17 protein-coding genes are annotated in these 16,129 nt (G+C 71.6%); 3 read left to right on the top strand and 14 right to left on the bottom strand.

What is annotated here, in order from left to right:
* Positions 1–9: 9 nt before the first annotated feature.
* Complete coding sequence (locus tag ACMCNK_RS27545; RefSeq protein ID WP_412739247.1) at positions 10–804, bottom strand: helix-turn-helix domain-containing protein; 795 nt, start codon at positions 802–804, stop codon at positions 10–12.
* A 169-nt stretch (positions 805–973) separates the two neighbouring features.
* Between ACMCNK_RS27545 and ACMCNK_RS27540 the strand changes: the two genes are divergently transcribed.
* Complete coding sequence (locus tag ACMCNK_RS27540) at positions 974–1,117, top strand: hypothetical protein (protein WP_412739246.1); 144 nt, start codon at positions 974–976, stop codon at positions 1,115–1,117.
* A 2-nt stretch (positions 1,118–1,119) separates the two neighbouring features.
* Positions 1,120–1,311, top strand: coding sequence for a hypothetical protein (locus ACMCNK_RS27535; RefSeq protein ID WP_412739245.1), 192 nt, complete (start codon positions 1,120–1,122; stop codon positions 1,309–1,311).
* A gap of 81 nt (positions 1,312–1,392) precedes the next feature.
* Here the strand turns inward: ACMCNK_RS27535 and ACMCNK_RS27530 are convergent, their stop codons facing one another.
* The 9 genes from ACMCNK_RS27530 to eno form a co-directional block, all read right to left on the bottom strand.
* The gene (locus tag ACMCNK_RS27530; protein ID WP_412739244.1) at positions 1,393–2,286 is read right to left on the bottom strand and encodes a hypothetical protein; all 894 of its coding nucleotides are present in this window, start codon (positions 2,284–2,286) and stop codon (positions 1,393–1,395) included.
* Positions 2,283–2,666: a PadR family transcriptional regulator gene (locus ACMCNK_RS27525; RefSeq protein WP_412739243.1), complete on the bottom strand. Its 384-nt coding sequence runs from the start codon at positions 2,664–2,666 to the stop codon at positions 2,283–2,285. Before ACMCNK_RS27525 ends, ACMCNK_RS27530 begins: the two co-directional genes overlap by 4 nt.
* 57 nt (positions 2,667–2,723) lie before the next feature.
* On the bottom strand, positions 2,724–3,671 hold the full coding sequence (locus ACMCNK_RS27520; RefSeq protein WP_412739242.1) for an HAAS signaling domain-containing protein: 948 nt from the start codon (positions 3,669–3,671) through the stop codon (positions 2,724–2,726).
* Positions 3,668–3,997, bottom strand: coding sequence for a PadR family transcriptional regulator (locus ACMCNK_RS27515; RefSeq protein ID WP_412739241.1), 330 nt, complete (start codon positions 3,995–3,997; stop codon positions 3,668–3,670). Before ACMCNK_RS27515 ends, ACMCNK_RS27520 begins: the two co-directional genes overlap by 4 nt.
* Before the next feature lie 81 nt (positions 3,998–4,078).
* Complete coding sequence (locus ACMCNK_RS27510; protein WP_412739240.1) at positions 4,079–4,987, bottom strand: exopolyphosphatase; 909 nt, start codon at positions 4,985–4,987, stop codon at positions 4,079–4,081.
* Entirely contained in the window at positions 4,984–5,487 is a 504-nt protein-coding gene (locus tag ACMCNK_RS27505) for an amino-acid N-acetyltransferase (protein ID WP_412739239.1), read from the bottom strand. Before ACMCNK_RS27505 ends, ACMCNK_RS27510 begins: the two co-directional genes overlap by 4 nt.
* A gap of 9 nt (positions 5,488–5,496) precedes the next feature.
* Complete coding sequence (locus ACMCNK_RS27500; RefSeq protein WP_412739238.1) at positions 5,497–5,997, bottom strand: DUF501 domain-containing protein; 501 nt, start codon at positions 5,995–5,997, stop codon at positions 5,497–5,499.
* Between the two features lie 5 nt (positions 5,998–6,002).
* Positions 6,003–6,647 (bottom strand): FtsB family cell division protein, encoded by a 645-nt coding sequence (locus tag ACMCNK_RS27495; RefSeq protein WP_412739237.1) that lies wholly within the window; start codon positions 6,645–6,647, stop codon positions 6,003–6,005.
* 124 nt (positions 6,648–6,771) lie between these two features.
* The gene (gene eno, locus ACMCNK_RS27490) at positions 6,772–8,055 is read right to left on the bottom strand and encodes a phosphopyruvate hydratase (protein ID WP_412739236.1); all 1,284 of its coding nucleotides are present in this window, start codon (positions 8,053–8,055) and stop codon (positions 6,772–6,774) included.
* A gap of 169 nt (positions 8,056–8,224) precedes the next feature.
* On the opposite strand from eno, the gene ACMCNK_RS27485 reads away from it, so the two are divergent.
* Positions 8,225–8,845, top strand: coding sequence for a hypothetical protein (locus ACMCNK_RS27485; RefSeq protein WP_412739235.1), 621 nt, complete (start codon positions 8,225–8,227; stop codon positions 8,843–8,845).
* A 12-nt stretch (positions 8,846–8,857) separates the two neighbouring features.
* Here the strand turns inward: ACMCNK_RS27485 and ACMCNK_RS27480 are convergent, their stop codons facing one another.
* From ACMCNK_RS27480 to mfd, 4 genes are all read right to left on the bottom strand, one after another.
* On the bottom strand, positions 8,858–10,474 hold the full coding sequence (locus ACMCNK_RS27480) for a DUF885 domain-containing protein (RefSeq protein ID WP_412739234.1): 1,617 nt from the start codon (positions 10,472–10,474) through the stop codon (positions 8,858–8,860).
* Between the two features lie 9 nt (positions 10,475–10,483).
* Positions 10,484–11,614: a MazG family protein gene (locus tag ACMCNK_RS27475; RefSeq protein WP_412741013.1), complete on the bottom strand. Its 1,131-nt coding sequence runs from the start codon at positions 11,612–11,614 to the stop codon at positions 10,484–10,486.
* Positions 11,615–11,643: 29 nt separating this feature from the next.
* A complete protein-coding gene (locus tag ACMCNK_RS27470; protein WP_412739233.1) occupies positions 11,644–12,369 on the bottom strand; it encodes a hypothetical protein in 726 nt (241 codons plus the stop codon).
* A 118-nt stretch (positions 12,370–12,487) separates the two neighbouring features.
* Complete coding sequence (gene mfd / locus ACMCNK_RS27465; RefSeq protein ID WP_412739232.1) at positions 12,488–16,102, bottom strand: transcription-repair coupling factor; 3,615 nt, start codon at positions 16,100–16,102, stop codon at positions 12,488–12,490.
* Between the last annotated feature and the right edge of the window lie 27 nt (positions 16,103–16,129).

The raw sequence follows: 16,129 nt of genomic DNA, 5'->3' as shown, positions 1-16,129 counted from the left end.
CGGCGCCGGTCAGGTCTGCCAGGTCTTCGCCACTTCTCTCATCAGTTCCAGCGATTGGGGTCGAGACAACGCCTCACCACGAATCGCCTCCCACTTCCTGACGAGTCTGTCGATGTCTCCCCTCTGGTCCACCAATTCGCCCCGCAGCGCATTGTCCAAATGCCCCACCTCGAACTCCGGACCTCTCGCGAGAATGAACGGTCCCGCAAGGCCGGTATGGGATCCGGCCGTCGATGGCAGTACATGGATGCGAACATGAGGTTGCTCCGCGCACCACAAGAGATGCTCGAACTGCTCCGCCATGACCGCAGGGCTTCCGGCAAGACGATGCAGTACAGGCTCGTCAACGACAGCGATCAACTGTGGCGGTGAGGACTTGGCGAGGATCGCCTGCCGCGACATGCGCGCCGCGATAAGGCGCTCTGCTTCCGCTTGGGGACGAAGGCTCCCCCAGCTCATCACAGCGCGCGCATAGGCCTCGGTCTGCAGCAATCCCGGTACAAGCATGGGTTGGAACCACCGGATCAGTGTTGCCTCGCGCTCGACCATGATCCAGTCACGGAACCACACGGGCGCCCATTCGACAGTCGCCAGCATGCGCTCGAAGAGACCGCCCGTTTGCAGCGCTTTGTCCGCCGCAAGCAGATACTCGCGGGTCGGTGGGCGCTGGCCGTTTTCCACGGCGCTGACCAGCGATGACGAGTAGTTGATGGCCTTGCCGAGGTCTTCCTGGCTGAGGCCGGCGGCGGAGCGCGAGCGCCGCAGCTCGTTCACCAGGAAGTTCGACGCTGACAACTCGGTCATCCACACTCCCGCCACACGTCAGCCGGGCTCCGCCACACGTCCCCACGCGCGGGACACCGCCTGCACGGCGCCGCCGGGAACAGGCGCGAGAGCTTCCGAGCGTATCGATGCCGTCAGCAGACTGTGAAGACACGCAGGAATGATGCGGGAGGCGCAGATGGAGTTGGTGATGGCGATCGGTCCGGCGCTGGTCGTGGGGTTTCTCGCGGGGCTGTTGACGTTCCGGCAGAAGAGCCGGTGGTGCCCGGCGTGCGGCGCAACGCTCGCCTGTCCCGAGGCCGGCCGCCACGCCGCCCAGGGGCGGAGGGTCTGACCATGGTGGACGTTCTGGAACTGCTGCACCTGCTGCTCGGCCACCCCGACGGCGCCGTGCTCGCGGACGTCGGTGGGCGCGTGGTGGAGGTGGCCGATGTCAGATACGAGGCCGAGCGCGAGGCTGTGGTGCTGCTGCTGGGCGGGGACCTTGCCACGACGTACGGAAGTGATCGAGACTCGGCCCGGCCCTGACCTTGCCGTCGGCTGGTGGGGTCCCTGGCGTCCGGTCCGGCCGAAGCGATCGGACCGGACGCCGCCGTGAAACGATGACTGTCAGGCGCGGGCCTGTCGCCGTCGCGTCGCCACCACCGCGGTGGCGATCATCGCGGCGCCGACGATCAGCGACGGCAGGGCCAGCGACGGGTAGAACGACGTCATCGACGACGGATCCACCGTGATCTGGTGCAGTGCGTCCAGGGCGAACGTGGGCGCCGCCGCGATCAGCATGCGCTGGTCGGCCGAGGCGGCCCACAGGAAGACCCCCAGCACAGCGACGACGACGAGCGCCGCCATCCCCTGTTGCACCGGGTTGACGAGCATCAACCGGCCGACCGGCATGAAGTGGAGCGCCAGCACGGCGAGCGTGACCAGTACGGCGTTGCCGCGATCGGGCAGCGGGACGTCGGCGGGGCGGCGCAGACCGGCGATCACCAGGGGTGCCGCCACGACGGGCGCCCACCACTGCGGCAGGCCGTTGGCGAACATGACCTGGTCGGCGGCGGTCTGCACGACGATGGCGGCGACCACCAGGCCCGCGGCCAGTCGCTGCCGGCCGAGGACCAGGGTCACGAGGGCTGCGGCGCTGAGCACCAGGTTCGGGCCGTGGACCCGGAGCATGTGCAGCGGGTCGTCGAGCCCTCCGAACTGGAAGGACTCGATGAGGTCGTCCAGTCCGATCAGGACGCCGAGGGCGAGTACGGCGATGGCGGCCAGTTGCATGCCCTGCCAGAGCAGGACGGCGGTCGGGCGGTCGGCTGCGCTGCCCGCGCGTACTTTCAGGCCGCCGCGCACCAGGGCGATCGCCTGCCGCCATTCCGGCCATCGGCGGGTCGGCGGGGTGTCGCCGACCAGGATCTCCAGCAGTTCGTCGTTGCGTTCGTGGCGGTAGTCGGCCGGGTAGGACCGCAGCAGCGCGCGATAGCGGCGCTCGAGGATGTCGTTGCTCATGCCGGCAAGGTCCTCCAGGTGGATCGTTGGCCGGTTTGCGGCCGGGGGGAAGTCGGGGTCGGCAGCCGGTCGTGGACGACTCGGGCTGCGGTGGCGAGCCGGTCCGCCTCTTCGGCGAGCATTGCCTGACCGTCGTCGGTGAGGCGGTAGTAGCGCCGGGCTCGGCCGTTGACGATCTCCTCGCCGTCGGCGATGACGAGACCTTCACCGAGCAGCCGGTCGATCACCGAGTACAGCGAGCCGGCGGCGAGCTTCACACGCCCGTCGGACAGCTCCTCCACGCGCTTGACCACGGCGTACCCGTGAAGCCGTCCGTCGAGAAGCGCGGCCAGGACGAAGTATGAGGGCTCTCGCAGGGTGACGCGCGAACTTGATCTCATGGCTGCCGAATATACAAGTAACTTGTATATGCAGCAAGACTCCTGGTCGTGAGCCCTCTACTTGGCAGGGCTGGGTTGCGCCACCGGAGCCGACGACGAGGCCCGGGGCGCGGGTGCGGCCGGGGCGGACGAGCCCGTCGAGGGCATCACGAACGGCGCGTTCTGCGGGCAGTACGGATACACCGAGTCGTTCGCCGCGTCCGTCCCGCCGCCGTTCGCCTCGTCGGCGCACCACGCGTTGCCCAGGTGGATCGGGGTGCCGTCCTGGTCGAACAGCCGCGCGCCCTTCACCAGCCGCCCCTCCTGGTCATACACGAATACATCCTGGACATTTCCGTACGGGTCGCTGTAGCCGACGTCGGCGTACTCGGAGCCGCGGGTGCTGCTGTCGGCGAGCATGAATCCGCCGAACGCCACCAGCACCAGCACGACGGACCCGGCGTACAGCGCGTACCGGGGCCAGCGGGCGAGGCGGACCGTGCGGCGGCCCAGCCAGATCGAGCCGAGAATCCCGGCGGCCAGCAGCACCAGCGCGACCGCCTCGCTGCCACCGATGCGGGGCAGCAGGCCGATCGGCTGGCCACTGTCGTCCAGGAGCGCGGCCACCACCATCGCGACGAGGTATCCGCGCAGCACCCACCACGCCGGGCGCAGCAGCATCAGGAACTCACTTGCCCGGGCGGCGCCGACCAGCGGGCCGAGGCGCTCGTCGGCCACGCGCAGCCCGCGCAGCACCTCCTGGCGCAGCTCGCCGTAGCGGTTGGGGCTGGGCGGCGGGTCGGGGAAGCCGCCGACGAAGCCGGCGCTGGAGCGCAGCTCGGCCGCGTACGCGCTGGGCAGCCCGAGCCGGTCGACCAGGGTGCCGTCGCCCTCGGCCAGCACCTCGGCCAGGTGCTCGGGCAGGTCTTCCAACAGCTCGTCGCGCAGGGACTCCGGAAGGTCACCGAGCGCCGCGCGGACCGCGAAGACGTACGCGGTGATCTCGTCCTGTGCCGTGCTGTTCACAGCGCCCCCCGGTCACGCAGCAGATCGTTCATGGTGGATGCGAACCCGTACCACACCTTGCCACTGTGCTGCAACTCCGCTCGGCCCGCGGGGTTCAGTGCGTAGTACTTGCGGTGGGGGCCCTCGTCGCTCGGCACGACGTACGTGGTCAGGAAGCCCGCGTTGAACAGGCGCCGCAGCGTGCCGTACACGGAGGCGTCGCCGACGTCGGTGAGACCCGCGGCGCGCAGCCGCCGCAGGATGTCGTAGCCGTAGCCGTCTTCGTCGCACAGCACCGCGAGCACGGCGAGATCCAGGACCCCCTTGAGGAGCTGGGTCGTATCCACGCGATGCACGCTAGTCCGCAGTGCGAAATACCGTCAAGCTGAGTCGCACGCGGCGAGTCGCACAGGGCCACCACCCCGGCACTAACCGGCGAGGCCGAACGCGATGCCGTCGAGGATGTCGTGTTCGCTGGCGACCACGGCGGACGCGCCCGCACGTTCCATGATGGTGCGCAGGATCAGCGCCCCCGCGCCGATCACGTCGGCCCGGCCGGGATGCATCACCGGCAGCGCGCGGCGCTGCGCGACCGTCGCGGCCAGCAGGTCCGCGGTCACCTTCGCCACCGCCTCCTGTGACACGCGGGCGTGGTGTATGCGCCGGGAGTCGTACTCGGGCAACCCCAACGCCAGCGCGGTCACGGTCGTGACCGAACCGGCCAGCCCGACCAGCGTGGCCGCCTGACGGCCGGGCACGGCCGCCAGGGCGGCGTCCACCGCGTCGGCGACGTCGCGCTCGGCGGCCGCGATCTGGTCGGCGGTCGGCGGATCCGCGTGCAGGTGCCGCTCGGTCATCCGCACACAGCCGATGTCCACCGAGATCGCGGCGCCGACGGTACGGTCGCCCGTCACGAACTCCGTCGACCCGCCACCGATGTCCACCACCAGGTACGGCGCCTCGGCGGCGAGGCCACGCACCGCGCCCGTGAACGACAGCCGGGCCTCCTCCTCGCCCGTGATCACCTCCGGGTCGACGCCCAGCACGGCACGCACCATCGCCCGGAACTCCTCGGCGTTGGAGGCGTCGCGCGAGGCGGACGTCGCGCACATGCGCACCCGCCCGACGCCCAGCCCGGCGATCTCGGCCGCGTACCCGAGCAACGCCGTACGGGTACGGGCGATCGCCTCGGGTGCGAGGCGGCCGGTCCGGTCCACCCCCTCGCCGAGCCGGACGATCTCCATCCGGCGGGCCACATCGGTCAGCGAGTCACCCACGACGTCCGCGATGAGCAGGCGGATCGCGTTCGTGCCGCAGTCGATCGCCGCGACCCTCATAGGTGCAGCAGCATTCTCGTGTTCCCCAACGTGTTCGGTTTGACCCGCTCCAGGTCCAGGAACTCGGCGACACCCTCGTCGTACGAGCGCAGCAACTGCTCGTACACCGCGTGCGGGACCGGGGCACCGTCGATCTCGGCGAACCCGAACGAGCCGAAGAAGGCGGTCTCGAACGTCAGGCAGAAGACCCGGGCCACGCCCAGCTCCCGCGCCATGGCCAGCAACTCGGTCACGATCCGGTGGCCGATCTTCTGGCCGCGGCAGGACGGGTCGACCGCGACCGTACGGATCTCGGCCAGGTCCTCCCACATCACGTGCAGCGCACCGCAACCCACCACCTGCTGGTCCGACGCCCGCACCGCGACCCAGAACTCCTGGACGCTCTCGTACAGCGTGACCGTGGCCTTGCTGAGCAGCCGGCGGTCGGTGGTGTACGTGTCCACCAGCTGCCGGATGGTCCTGACGTCGGACGTCCGCGCCCGGCGAATCTCCACCTGCATCCGTCGAGTCTAGGAAGGGTCCGGCGCCACGCACGGACCGCCCGCCCACCACGGGCCCACGGTCTCGCGCACCTCGTCGCCGAACGGGTTCACTCCCGGCCCGGCGGCCAGCGCGTGCGCGAGGTGCACGTGCAGGCATTTGACCCGCTCCGGCATGCCGCCCGCGGACACGTACGCGATCTCCGGCACGTGCATCACGGACTCGCGCCGGGTCAGGTAGTCCTCGTGCGCGCGGGCGTACCGGTCGGCGAGCTCCGGGTCGGCGGCGAGCCGGTCCTGCATCTCGCGCATCACGCCGCCCGACTCCAGGCGGCTGCACGCGGCGGTCGCGTTCGGGCAGGTCAGGTAGAACATCGTGGGGAACGGGGTGCCGTCGTCCAGCCGCGGCGTGGTCTCCACCACGTCCGGGTTGCCGCAGGGGCAGCGGTGCGCGACCGCCCGGGTGCCGCGCGGGCGGCGCCCGAGCTGGGCTTCGACCGCGTCCAGGTCGGCCTCGGTGGGTGAATCCATCTCCGTCATTTCTTCGGCGGGGTGTCGGCGGCGGCGACGCTCGACCACAACGTGTCGTACCAGCGGTCGGGGGCGGGCGCCGTAGCCGGCTTTCCCGCGTCGCGAGCGGCACCGGCCGGGTCGTTGAGCACCAGCAGCGGCACCTCACCCGGGCGGACGTAGAACAGGCGGTCGCGGGCCTGGATCCGGACGTACTCCGGGTCCTGCCACTTCTCGACCTCCTCGGTGAGGCCCTGGATCTTCGCCTGCTGGGCGGCCTGCGCCGCCTCCATCCGGGCGATCTGCGACTCCTGGGCCAGGTAGACCCGCACCGGGTACGTGTATGCCAGCGCCAGGATGACCAGCACCGCGACCAGCACCGTGGCCCGGCCGGTGAAGGCCCGCGGGCGGGGGGCCACCGTACGTTTCGTGGCGCCCGTCGTGGCGGTGCGCCGGGCGGCCGCCGGGCGGCTACCCGCGCGGTCGACGCCGCGCCCGGCGCGGGCGGCGGGGATCCGGGTGGCTGCGCTCGCACGCGGCTCGATCCGGGTGGCTCCGGTGTCGCGGGTGGTGGAACGGGTGGGCCGGGCGGTGGCGCGCCCGCCCGGGCGGCCCGCCTGCCCGGGGCGGCGGGACGGACCCTGCCCGCTGGGCGTGCGGCGCTGCGTCATCCGTGCCCCTCCCCCGAGAACGCTCGCCGTGCCGCTCGCCGTACCTCTCGTGCTGTGGAGTCGCGGCACCGGCTCCCGCCGAAACCTATGCCGGGCGCAGCCGGTGCCACAACTCCGTCTCCCGTTACGCCGAGCGGTAGCGCGGGAACGCGCCGGCACCCGCGTAACGCGCGGCGTCGCCCAGCTCCTCCTCGATGCGCAGGAGCTGGTTGTACTTCGCCACCCGGTCCGAGCGGGCCGGGGCGCCGGTCTTGATCTGGCCGCTGCCGACCGCGACCGCCAGGTCGGCGATCGTGACGTCCTCGGTCTCGCCGGAACGGTGGCTCATCATCGTCGTGAAGCCGGCCCGGTGCGCCTTGTCCACCGCGTCCAGCGTCTCGGTGAGCGAACCGATCTGGTTCACCTTGACCAGCACGGAGTTGGCGGCACCCTCGGCGATGCCGCGGCCGATCCGGGTCGGGTTCGTGACGAACAGGTCGTCGCCGACGATCTGGATCTTGTCGCCGAGCTGGGTGGTCATCGCGGTCCACCCCGCCCAGTCCTCCTCGGACAGCGGGTCCTCGATGGAGACGATCGGGTACGTCTCGGCCAGCTTGGCGTAGTAGTTGATCATCTCGTCGGTGGACTTCGGCGAGCCCTCGAAGACGTACGCCCCGTCCTTGTGGAACTCGGTGGCCGCCACGTCCATCGCCAGCACGATGTCCGAGCCCAGCGTGAAGCCCGCAGCCTGCACCGCCTCGGCGATCAGGTCCAGCGCCGCCGCGTTGGTCGGCAGGTTCGGCGCGAAGCCACCCTCGTCGCCCAGGCCGGTCGACAGACCCTTCTTCTTCAGTACGGACTTCAGCGCGTGATACACCTCGGCGCCGGCACGCAGCGCCTCACGGAACGACGGCGCGCCGATCGGGGCGATCATGAACTCCTGCACGTCGACGTTCGAGTCGGCGTGCGCCCCGCCGTTGAGGATGTTCATCATCGGCACCGGCAGCACGTGGGCGTTCGGGCCGCCCACGTAGCGGAACAGCGGCAGCTCCGCGGAGAGCGCGGCGGCCTTCGCCACCGCCAGCGAGACGCCGAGGATCGCGTTCGCGCCCAGCTCCGACTTGCTCGGGGTGCCGTCGATGTCGAGCATCTTCTCGTCGATGAGGCGCTGCTCACTCGCCTCGTACCCGATCAGCTCGTCGGCGATCTTGTCCTCGACGTTGCTGACCGCCTTCTCGACGCCCTTGCCCAGGTAACGGCCCTTGTCTCCGTCACGCAGCTCGATGGCCTCGAACGCCCCCGTGGAGGCGCCGGACGGGACCGCAGCGCGGCCGATGGTGCCGTCGTCGAGACCGACCTCGACCTCCACGGTCGGGTTGCCCCGCGAGTCGAGGATCTCTCTGGCGACGATCGCTTCGATGGTGGCCATGTGTCGTGTCGCTCCTTGCGCTCGTACGGATGAGATTCCAGACCGCGACCCTGCGGCCGACCACGGCCCTGAGCGTATCGAGCCGGGGTGTCCGCCGTACCGGGGGCCGGGGAACTTCGCCCCGCGGATGTCTCAGGAGCGGCCCGCGCCTGCCGATCAAGGCTTCACCATGACCACCACCGTGCTTCCCGAAACCGGCACCCGCGTCGAGATCAGCGCCTCCGCGGCGGCCGACCCGCTGGGCTGCGTACGGGTCCTCGAGAGCGAGGGCTCCGTACTCACCCTGGCGCTGCCGCACAGCCTCGCCCCCCGCCCGGGCGCCTTCGTCACGGTGCGCTGGCCCGCCGGCGCCCGCGGGCGATTCGTGCTGCCCGCCGTGGTGGTCGGCGGGGACGAGAACAAGATCGAGCTGCAGCCCGCCGGCGATCCGACGATCGAGCAGCTGCGCCGTTACGTCCGCGGTGGCGGCGGCGAGCAGGTGCTGCTGCGCCGCCCCGGCGAGATGGACACGCTCGGCTGGATCCGCGACATCAGCGAGCACAGCGTGCGGGCCCACTTCTCCGGGGTGGAACTGCACCGCGGCGACGAGATCAGCCTGCTGATCGACCTCGACGGCGAGATCATCGAGGTACGGGCCACCGCGGTGAAGGCGGCCAGCCTGCGGCAGCGGGTGCCACCGGGGCCGATGTCGGTCGAGGTGGTCGCCGTGTTCTCCACGGACGAACCGCAGGCCCGGCTCATCCGCCGCTACGTCATGCGCCAGCAACTGCTCAACCGCATGCACGCCTGACGTCGTCGTGCGTCAGACGCCGAGCAGGGTGCGCAGGTGGCGGGGCGGCGGTGAGCCGTGCGCCAGCATCGCGTCATGCCAGGCCTTCGGCGTGGCGCCGAACGGACGTGCCGCCGCGATCGCGCTCACCTCGGTGTAGCCGACGAAATACGTCGAGAGCTGCGTGGACGTGAGCAGTGAGCGGCGCCACTTGCCGGCCGCCTCACCCTCCTCCTGGAAGCCGCGCCCGGTCAGCAGCGCCATGGCGTCGCCCTCGGCCAGGCCCTCGCAGTGCACGAGCTGGTCGAGGATCGCGTTGAGGCTCATCCGCAACTGCATCTTGAGCTGTTGCATGCGCACCGGGAGGCCCCCGAACCCCAGCCCGGCCATCAGCTCCTCCGCATACACCGCCCAGCCCTCGGCGAACGGGTCGGACTCACCGAGCGCGCGCACCCGCGTGTCCGCCCGGAACCGGCGGGAATGGGCGAGCTGCAGGAAATGGCCGGGCATCGCCTCGTGCACGGTCAGGTTGCGCAACATGTGGTTGTTGTACTCCCGGTAGAACGACTCGACGCGCGACGCGGGCCAGTCGGACGGGGCCGGGGCGATGCAGTAGAACGTCGGCACCTCGGCCGTCTCCAGCGGGCCGGGCGGGTCGCAATACGCCACCGCGACACCGCGGGCGAACTCCGGCATCTCCTCGATCACACACGGGTCGTCGAAGATCGTCAGCAGGTCCTGCGCGCGAACGAAGTCGGTGGCCTCGGTCATGGTCGACCGTGCCAGGCCGACGATCGTCGTGGCGTCGGGGTGATCGGCGGCCAGCAAATCCAGCGCACGCCGCACCGAGTCGTCGGTGGCCGGGCCGCCCGTGAGCTCCGCCGCCACCGCGCGCAGCTCGCCGGTGACCTCGTCGAGATTGCGCTGGGCGCGGGCCAGGACCTCCGCCGCGGGCAGCTCCGTGTCGAGCGCATGCCACAGCCGGGCCTCCCACAGCGGGCGACCCAGCCGCGGGTCGCGCCCGGGCTCGCCGCGGTCCAGCCGGTCCTGCAGCCAGGCACCGAACTCGGCCAGAGCGGCCAGGGCGCCCTCGGCGGCGGGCTCGACCACCGGACGCAGACCCGGCTCCTGGGCGAGCAGCGCGGGGATCTGGTCGCGGATCAGCGCAGCCGTCCCGGCGAACTGGCCGACCGCGGTCTCGGCGTGGATCCGGGGCACGTCGCGCAGCACCGCCCGCGCGGTCGCCAGTGCGTCCGGAATCGCGGCCAGCCTGGCCCCCAGGCTGGCGAGCCGCTCCGCCACCGGCGCGAACGGGCGGCTGATCAAACCGTCGAGCAACGGGCCGGGATTGTGCCGCAACGGATTCCACTCGTGCTCGCGCAGGTCGGACAGCTCGAACATCGCCCGCTCCACCCTCGCCGTGAGGATCGCGTGGTCGACCTGCTCCTGTGGACCGGACTCCTCCGGGTCGACACCGGACAGCGCGTCGGCGGCGTCGCGCAGCATGGCCACCTGCTCGGCGACCGCCGCGAGCGACAGATCCGGCAGCCGGTCGTCGGCGCGATGATCGCCCGCCCGGGCCGCCGTCGCCGGGTCAGCGTCGAGCAGGGCGTCGACGATGCGGTCGGCGAGTGGCACGAAATCCGGCATGCGAGAAACCTACTCGGGTGGTGCGACGTTTCCGGTTTCCGCCGCCCGCACCGCGTCGGCGTACGCGAGCGTGGCGTGGCGCAGCGCCGCCTCCGCGTCCAGGCCCGCGGCGCAGGAGTCCGCGACGACGCGCAGCAAAGCGGCACCCAGCTCCGACTCCGATCGCGGCGCGGCACCCGGCGCCGTCCCAGGCAGCGCGGCACCCAGCTCCGACTCCGATCGCGGCGCGGCACCCGGCGCCGTCCCAGGCAGCGCGGCACCCAGCTCCGACTCCGATCGCGGCGCGGCGGCGCCCGGCTCCCCCGGCAGCGGCACGGTCAGGCCCGCGCGGCCGACGCGTTGCAGCACCTCGGCCGCGAGCGCGAGTGCGGGCTGGCTGCGGGCCACACCGTCCAGAACGGAACCGCGGGCCTTCTCCGCGGCCTTGATCCGTTCCCAGTTCGCGATGATCTCCTCGACGCCGGCAACCTCCTCGCCCGCGAACACGTGCGGGTTGCGCCGGACCATCTTGTCGACCAGACCGCCCGCCACGTCATCGACACTCCACCGCTCGCCCTCGGTACGGTCCTCGGCGAGCCGGGCGTGCAACACGACCTGCAGCAGGACGTCGCCAAGCTCCTCACGCAACGCGTCCAGGTCACCGTCCACGATCGCGTCGTACGCCTCGTACGCCTCCTCCAGCAGGTACGGCGCCAGGCTGGCATGGGTCTGCTGCCGTTTCCAGGGGTCGCCGCCGGGCGAGACGAGCCGGTCCATCACCGCCACCGCGTCGAGCAGCCGCGCCCCGGGCGGATCCCAGGAGCCGTAGCAGAGCTCCAGCTCCGCCAGGGCGGGCTCGCGGGCCAGCCGCAAACCGAGCTGACGGGCGAAGTCCTGGTCGCCGCCCGGCCCGGAGAGCCAGACCACGACGGCGTCGCGGCCGGACGGGCCGTCGACCGGGCCGCTCAGAGCCGCGAGCAGCGCCTCCGGATCCGGCGCGAGCACCGTGACCCCGACACCGGCGGCCCGCAGCGCGTCCACCTGCTCACTGTCGGCGGCGGTGAACACCGGATGGGCCCGGACCAGATCCCACGCGGCGGCGCTGAGCAGCCCGGCGGGCAGCCGTGGCGAGGTCACCAGCAGGACGATGCGGGCGGTCACCGCGCCCGTGGGTTCGGCGGCGTCCGCCGTCACGCCGCGTTGGTGACCGGTACGGCGGCCCCGCCGGACGTACCGAAGATCACGTCGATGAGCGGGAGCGCCTCGCCCTTGCCGCCCTGGATGGTGTACAGCGGCAGCGTCGGGACCGGGTAGCGCGGGTTCACCTTGATGTGCAGGGCGTCGATCCGCGGCTGCAACGCGTTGCGCATCCCGACCGCGGGCGCGAGCGCCGACTTGATCTGCTCGGTGATGCTGGCGGAGAACTGCTCGAACGTCGGGTTGCCCGGCAGCGGGCCGGTGGCGGTCAGCCGCTTGAAGATGTCGTGCATGTCCGCGTCGGTCAGCGGCGCGGGCGTGGCCTTCTCCTTCAGCAGGTCCAGCCACGCCTGGGACTCCGCCACCAGGCCCACCAGCTCCGCATCCGGGGAGAGGTTGAACGACTGGGCGATCTCCGCGGCGGACTGCGCCGTCACGGTCAGGCCCTGGTCCCGGCCCACCGCGCGCAGCGCGTCGAGGCGGACCAGCAGGTTCGTGATGTCCTTGCGCTCGAACGGCATCGTCTTCTGACCCGTCCGCGGATCCGGCTGCAGGTGCGCCTCGGTGTCGTCCCACACCTGCTGCACGTCGGCCTCGGTGACCGCCTTGACCTTGCCGAAATACGCCACCGCATCCGGCGCCGACTGGCAGGCGGCCATGCCGCTCACGGCAAGGACGGCGACGGCGACGAGGGCGACGAGTCGGCGAGCACGTGGCATGGTGAGAACTCTCTCATGCGGAGGTCGCAAAGCGCTGGCGACCCCCGCGAATCAGGTCACCCGGCAGAGCTGGTCAAGGCATGCCCTCCCGGCCCTTGCTCCGCCGCGGTGCAGTCGGTCATGCCGGCACCGGCGCGGGCACCTCGCCCAGCACGTCGGAAAGCAGCTGCGCGCACCACTGCAACAGCGCCTGGTCGCGCAACGGCTCCCCACCCACCCGCCGGGTGCTCGGCCGGGGCACGCTGACCTGGTCGGTGGCGAGCTTGTAGACCGAATCCGGGTGGTAGCGCTTGAGCCGCAGCTGCTTGGAATCCGGCAGTGACAGCGGCGAGAACCGCACGTGCTTGCCCTGCACGGAGACATCGGTCAGACCGTACGCGCGGGCCAGCAGCCGGAAGCGGGCCACCGCGATGAGGTTGGCGACCTGGGCGGGGGGTTCGCCGTACCGGTCGGTCATCTCGGCGACGACCTCGTCGAGGCGGGCGCCGTCGCGGGCCTCGGCGAGCTTGCGGTACATCTCCAGGCGCAGCCGTTCCACCGCGATGTACTCCGTGGGCAGGTGCGCGTCGACCGGCAGGTCGATCTTGACTTCCGGCTCCTCCTCGGGCCGCTCCCCCTTGAACGCGCTGACCGCCTCGCCGACCATCCGCACGTACAGGTCGAAGCCGACGCCCTCGATGTGGCCGGACTGCTCCCCGCCGAGCAGGTTGCCCGCGCCGCGGATCTCCAGGTCCTTCATGGCGACATACATGCCCGCACCCAGCTCGGTGTGCTGGGCGATGGTGGCCAGCCGCTCGTGGGCCTGCTCGGTGAGCGGCTTCTCCCGCGGGTACAGGAAGTACGCGTACGCCCGCTCCCGGCCCCGGCCGACCCGGCCCCGGATCTGGTGCAACTGGGCCAGGCCGAGCAGGTCGGCACGTTCCACGATGAGGGTGTTGGCGTTCGGGATGTCGATGCCGGACTCCACGATGGTCGTACAGACCAGGACGTCGAACTCCTTCTCCCAGAAGCCGACCATCACCTTCTCCAGCGCGTCCTCGCCCAACTGCCCGTGCGCCACCGCGACCCGGGCCTCGGGCACCAGCTCCCGCAGCCGGCGGGCGGCCTTCTCGATCGACTCGACGCGGTTGTGCAGGTAGAACACCTGGCCGTCGCGGAGCAGCTCGCGGTGGATGGCCGCGGCGACCTGCTTGTCGTCGTACGCCCCGACGAACGTGAGCACCGGGTGCCGCTCCTCCGGCGGGGTGGCGATCGTGGACATCTCCCGGATACCGGTGATCGCCATCTCCAGCGTCCGCGGGATCGGGGTGGCGGACATGGTGAGCACGTCCACCGAGGCACGCAGCGTCTTCAGGTGCTCCTTGTGCTCGACGCCGAAGCGCTGCTCCTCGTCGACGATCACCATGCCGAGGTTCTTGAACCGGGTCGCGTTCTGCAGCAGCCGGTGGGTGCCGATGACGATGTCCGCGGTGCCGTCCGCGGCATGCTCCAGGGTCTGCTTCGCCTCGGTCGGCGTCTGGAACCGCGACAACTGCCGGACACTCACCGGGAACTGGCTCATCCGCTCGGAGAACGTGTTGTAGTGCTGCTGGGCCAGCAGCGTCGTGGGCACCAGCACCGCGACCTGCTTGCCGTCCTGCACCGCCTTGAACGCGGCCCGCACCGCGATCTCGGTCTTGCCGTACCCCACGTCGCCGCAGATCAGCCTGTCCATCGGGACGGCCTGCTCCATGTCGTGCTTGACCTCGTGGATCGCGGCCAGCTGGTCCGGGGTCTCCGTGTACGGAAACGCGTCCTCCAGCTCGCGCTGCCACGGCGAGTCCGGCGCGAACGCGTGCCCCTTGGACGCCTGCCGGGCCGCGTACAGCTGGATGAGCTGGGCGGCGATCTCGCGGACCGCCTTGCGGGCGCGGGCCTTGGCCTTCTGCCAGTCCGAGCCGCCCATCTTGTGCAGGGTGGGCGACTCACCGCCGACGTAGCGGGACAGCTGGTCGAGCTGGTCGGTGGGGACGAACAGCCGGTCGCCGGGCTGGCCGCGCTTGCTCGGCGCGTACTCGATCACCAGGTACTCCCGGTCGGCGCCGTTGACCGTACGCTGCACCAGCTCGATGTAGCGGCCGATGCCGTGCTGCTCGTGCACGACATGGTCGCCCATCTTGAGTTCGAGCGGGTCGATGGTGTTGCGGCGGCGGCTGGGCATCTTGCGCATGTCCTTGGTGGACGCACCGCGGCCACCGGTGATGTCGTTGCCCGTGATGACCGCGAGCTGCGAGCCCGCGTCGACGAAGCCGTGGTTGAGCGGGCCACACGTGACCAGGAGCTGACCCGGCTGGGCTGCGGCGGTTATCGCGTCGACCGGGGTGACCCCGAGCCCCGCGTCGCGCAGCAGCTCGGTGGCCCGCTGCGCGGTGCCGTGACCCTCGAAGACCAGCGCGACCGCCCACCCCTGCCCGATCCATTGACCCAGGTCGGCGGCGAGCCGCGCGGTGTCGCCGTGATACAGCGGGACGGGCTGGGCGGCCAGGCTGATCGCGTCCCCGGCGTCGGGGCTCACTTCGACCGGGGCGGACTCCAGCCACGGCGTGTCCGACCCGGCCTCCTCCTCGGCCTCGGCCAGGCCGAACGGGGAGACCGTCCACCACGGCTGGCGCAGCGTGGCGGCGTGCGCGCGCACGTCGGCCAGGGTGCGGAACGCGACCGCGCCGACGTCGATCGGGGCCTGGCCGCCGACCGCGGCGGCGGCCCAGCTCGCCTCCAGGAACTCCGCGGACGTACGCACCAGGTCGTGCGCGCGGGTGCGGATCCGCTCCGGGTCGCACAGCAGCACCTGGGTGCCCGCGGGCATGCAGTCGATCAGCAGCTCCATGCTGTCCGTGCCGGACAGCAGCGCGGGGGCCAGCGACTCCATGCCCTCGACCGGGATGCCCTCGGCGAGCTTGTCGAGGATCTCCGCCAGCTCCGGGTGCTGGGCACCCAGCGCGGCGGCGCGCTCGCGCACCTGCGGGGTGAGCAGCAGCTCCCGGCACGGCGGGGCGAACAGCGTCTCGACCGGGTCGATGGTGCGCTGGTCGGCCACCGCGAACGTACGGATCTCCTCGACCTCGTCGCCCCAGAACTCGACCCGCGACGGGTGCTCGTCGGTGGGTGGGAAGACGTCGAGGATGCCGCCGCGCACCGCGAACTCGCCGCGCTTGGTGACGAGGTCGACCCGGGCGTACGCCATGTCGGACAGCCGGCGGGCGACGTCCTCCAACTCGGCCTCACCGCCGGTGGCCAGCTCCACCGGGCTCAGGTCGCCCAGGCCCTTGAGCTGCGGCTGCAGCAGGCTGCGCACCGGCGCCACGACCACCGACAGCGCGCCGGCCTCGGGGTGGGCGAGGCGGCGCAGCACCGCGAGGCGGCGCCCGACCGTGTCGGAACGCGGGGACAGCCGCTCGTGCGGCAGCGTCTCCCAGGACGGGAACACCGCGACCCGGTCAGGGTCCAGCAGGCCACGCAGCGCGTCGGCGAGATCGTCCGCCTCGCGGCTGGTGGCGGTGACGGCCAGGACGGGACGATCGGCGCCCCCGGCGTCGGCGGGTGCCGCCACGGCCGCCACGACGAACGGGCGCAGCGCTGCCGGGGCGGTCAGGTCGAGGGCGTCCGCGTCCACGCCACCCTTGCGGGCCAGGTCACGGGCACGGGCGAGGCCACGGTCGCGCAGGGCGGCCGGAATCAGGCCGGCGAGTTGCATGAACGCTCCTTGGGTCCGCTGCGTTAT

This window comes from Krasilnikovia sp. MM14-A1259, from assembly GCF_047159535.1.
Classification (GTDB): domain Bacteria; phylum Actinomycetota; class Actinomycetes; order Mycobacteriales; family Micromonosporaceae; genus Actinoplanes.
Note: the sequence above shows the minus strand (reverse complement) of the source record. Positions and strands in the feature narration are given on the sequence as shown.

Excerpts from the sequence above, each read along its gene's own strand:
- ACMCNK_RS27545 (WP_412739247.1), bottom strand. The coding sequence starts at position 804 with ATGACCGAGTTGTCAGCGTCGAACTTCCTGGTGAACGAGCTGCGGCGC.
- ACMCNK_RS27540 (WP_412739246.1), top strand. The coding sequence starts at position 974 with ATGGCGATCGGTCCGGCGCTGGTCGTGGGGTTTCTCGCGGGGCTGTTG.
- ACMCNK_RS27535 (WP_412739245.1), top strand. The coding sequence starts at position 1,120 with ATGGTGGACGTTCTGGAACTGCTGCACCTGCTGCTCGGCCACCCCGAC.
- ACMCNK_RS27530 (WP_412739244.1), bottom strand. The coding sequence starts at position 2,286 with ATGAGCAACGACATCCTCGAGCGCCGCTATCGCGCGCTGCTGCGGTCC.
- ACMCNK_RS27525 (WP_412739243.1), bottom strand. The coding sequence starts at position 2,666 with ATGAGATCAAGTTCGCGCGTCACCCTGCGAGAGCCCTCATACTTCGTC.
- ACMCNK_RS27510 (WP_412739240.1), bottom strand. The coding sequence starts at position 4,987 with ATGAGGGTCGCGGCGATCGACTGCGGCACGAACGCGATCCGCCTGCTC.
- ACMCNK_RS27505 (WP_412739239.1), bottom strand. The coding sequence starts at position 5,487 with ATGCAGGTGGAGATTCGCCGGGCGCGGACGTCCGACGTCAGGACCATC.
- ACMCNK_RS27500 (WP_412739238.1), bottom strand. The coding sequence starts at position 5,997 with ATGGATTCACCCACCGAGGCCGACCTGGACGCGGTCGAAGCCCAGCTC.
- ACMCNK_RS27495 (WP_412739237.1), bottom strand. The coding sequence starts at position 6,647 with ATGACGCAGCGCCGCACGCCCAGCGGGCAGGGTCCGTCCCGCCGCCCC.
- eno (WP_412739236.1), bottom strand. The coding sequence starts at position 8,055 with ATGGCCACCATCGAAGCGATCGTCGCCAGAGAGATCCTCGACTCGCGG.
- ACMCNK_RS27485 (WP_412739235.1), top strand. The coding sequence starts at position 8,225 with ATGACCACCACCGTGCTTCCCGAAACCGGCACCCGCGTCGAGATCAGC.
- ACMCNK_RS27480 (WP_412739234.1), bottom strand. The coding sequence starts at position 10,474 with ATGCCGGATTTCGTGCCACTCGCCGACCGCATCGTCGACGCCCTGCTC.
- ACMCNK_RS27470 (WP_412739233.1), bottom strand. The coding sequence starts at position 12,369 with ATGCCACGTGCTCGCCGACTCGTCGCCCTCGTCGCCGTCGCCGTCCTT.
- mfd (WP_412739232.1), bottom strand. The coding sequence starts at position 16,102 with ATGCAACTCGCCGGCCTGATTCCGGCCGCCCTGCGCGACCGTGGCCTC.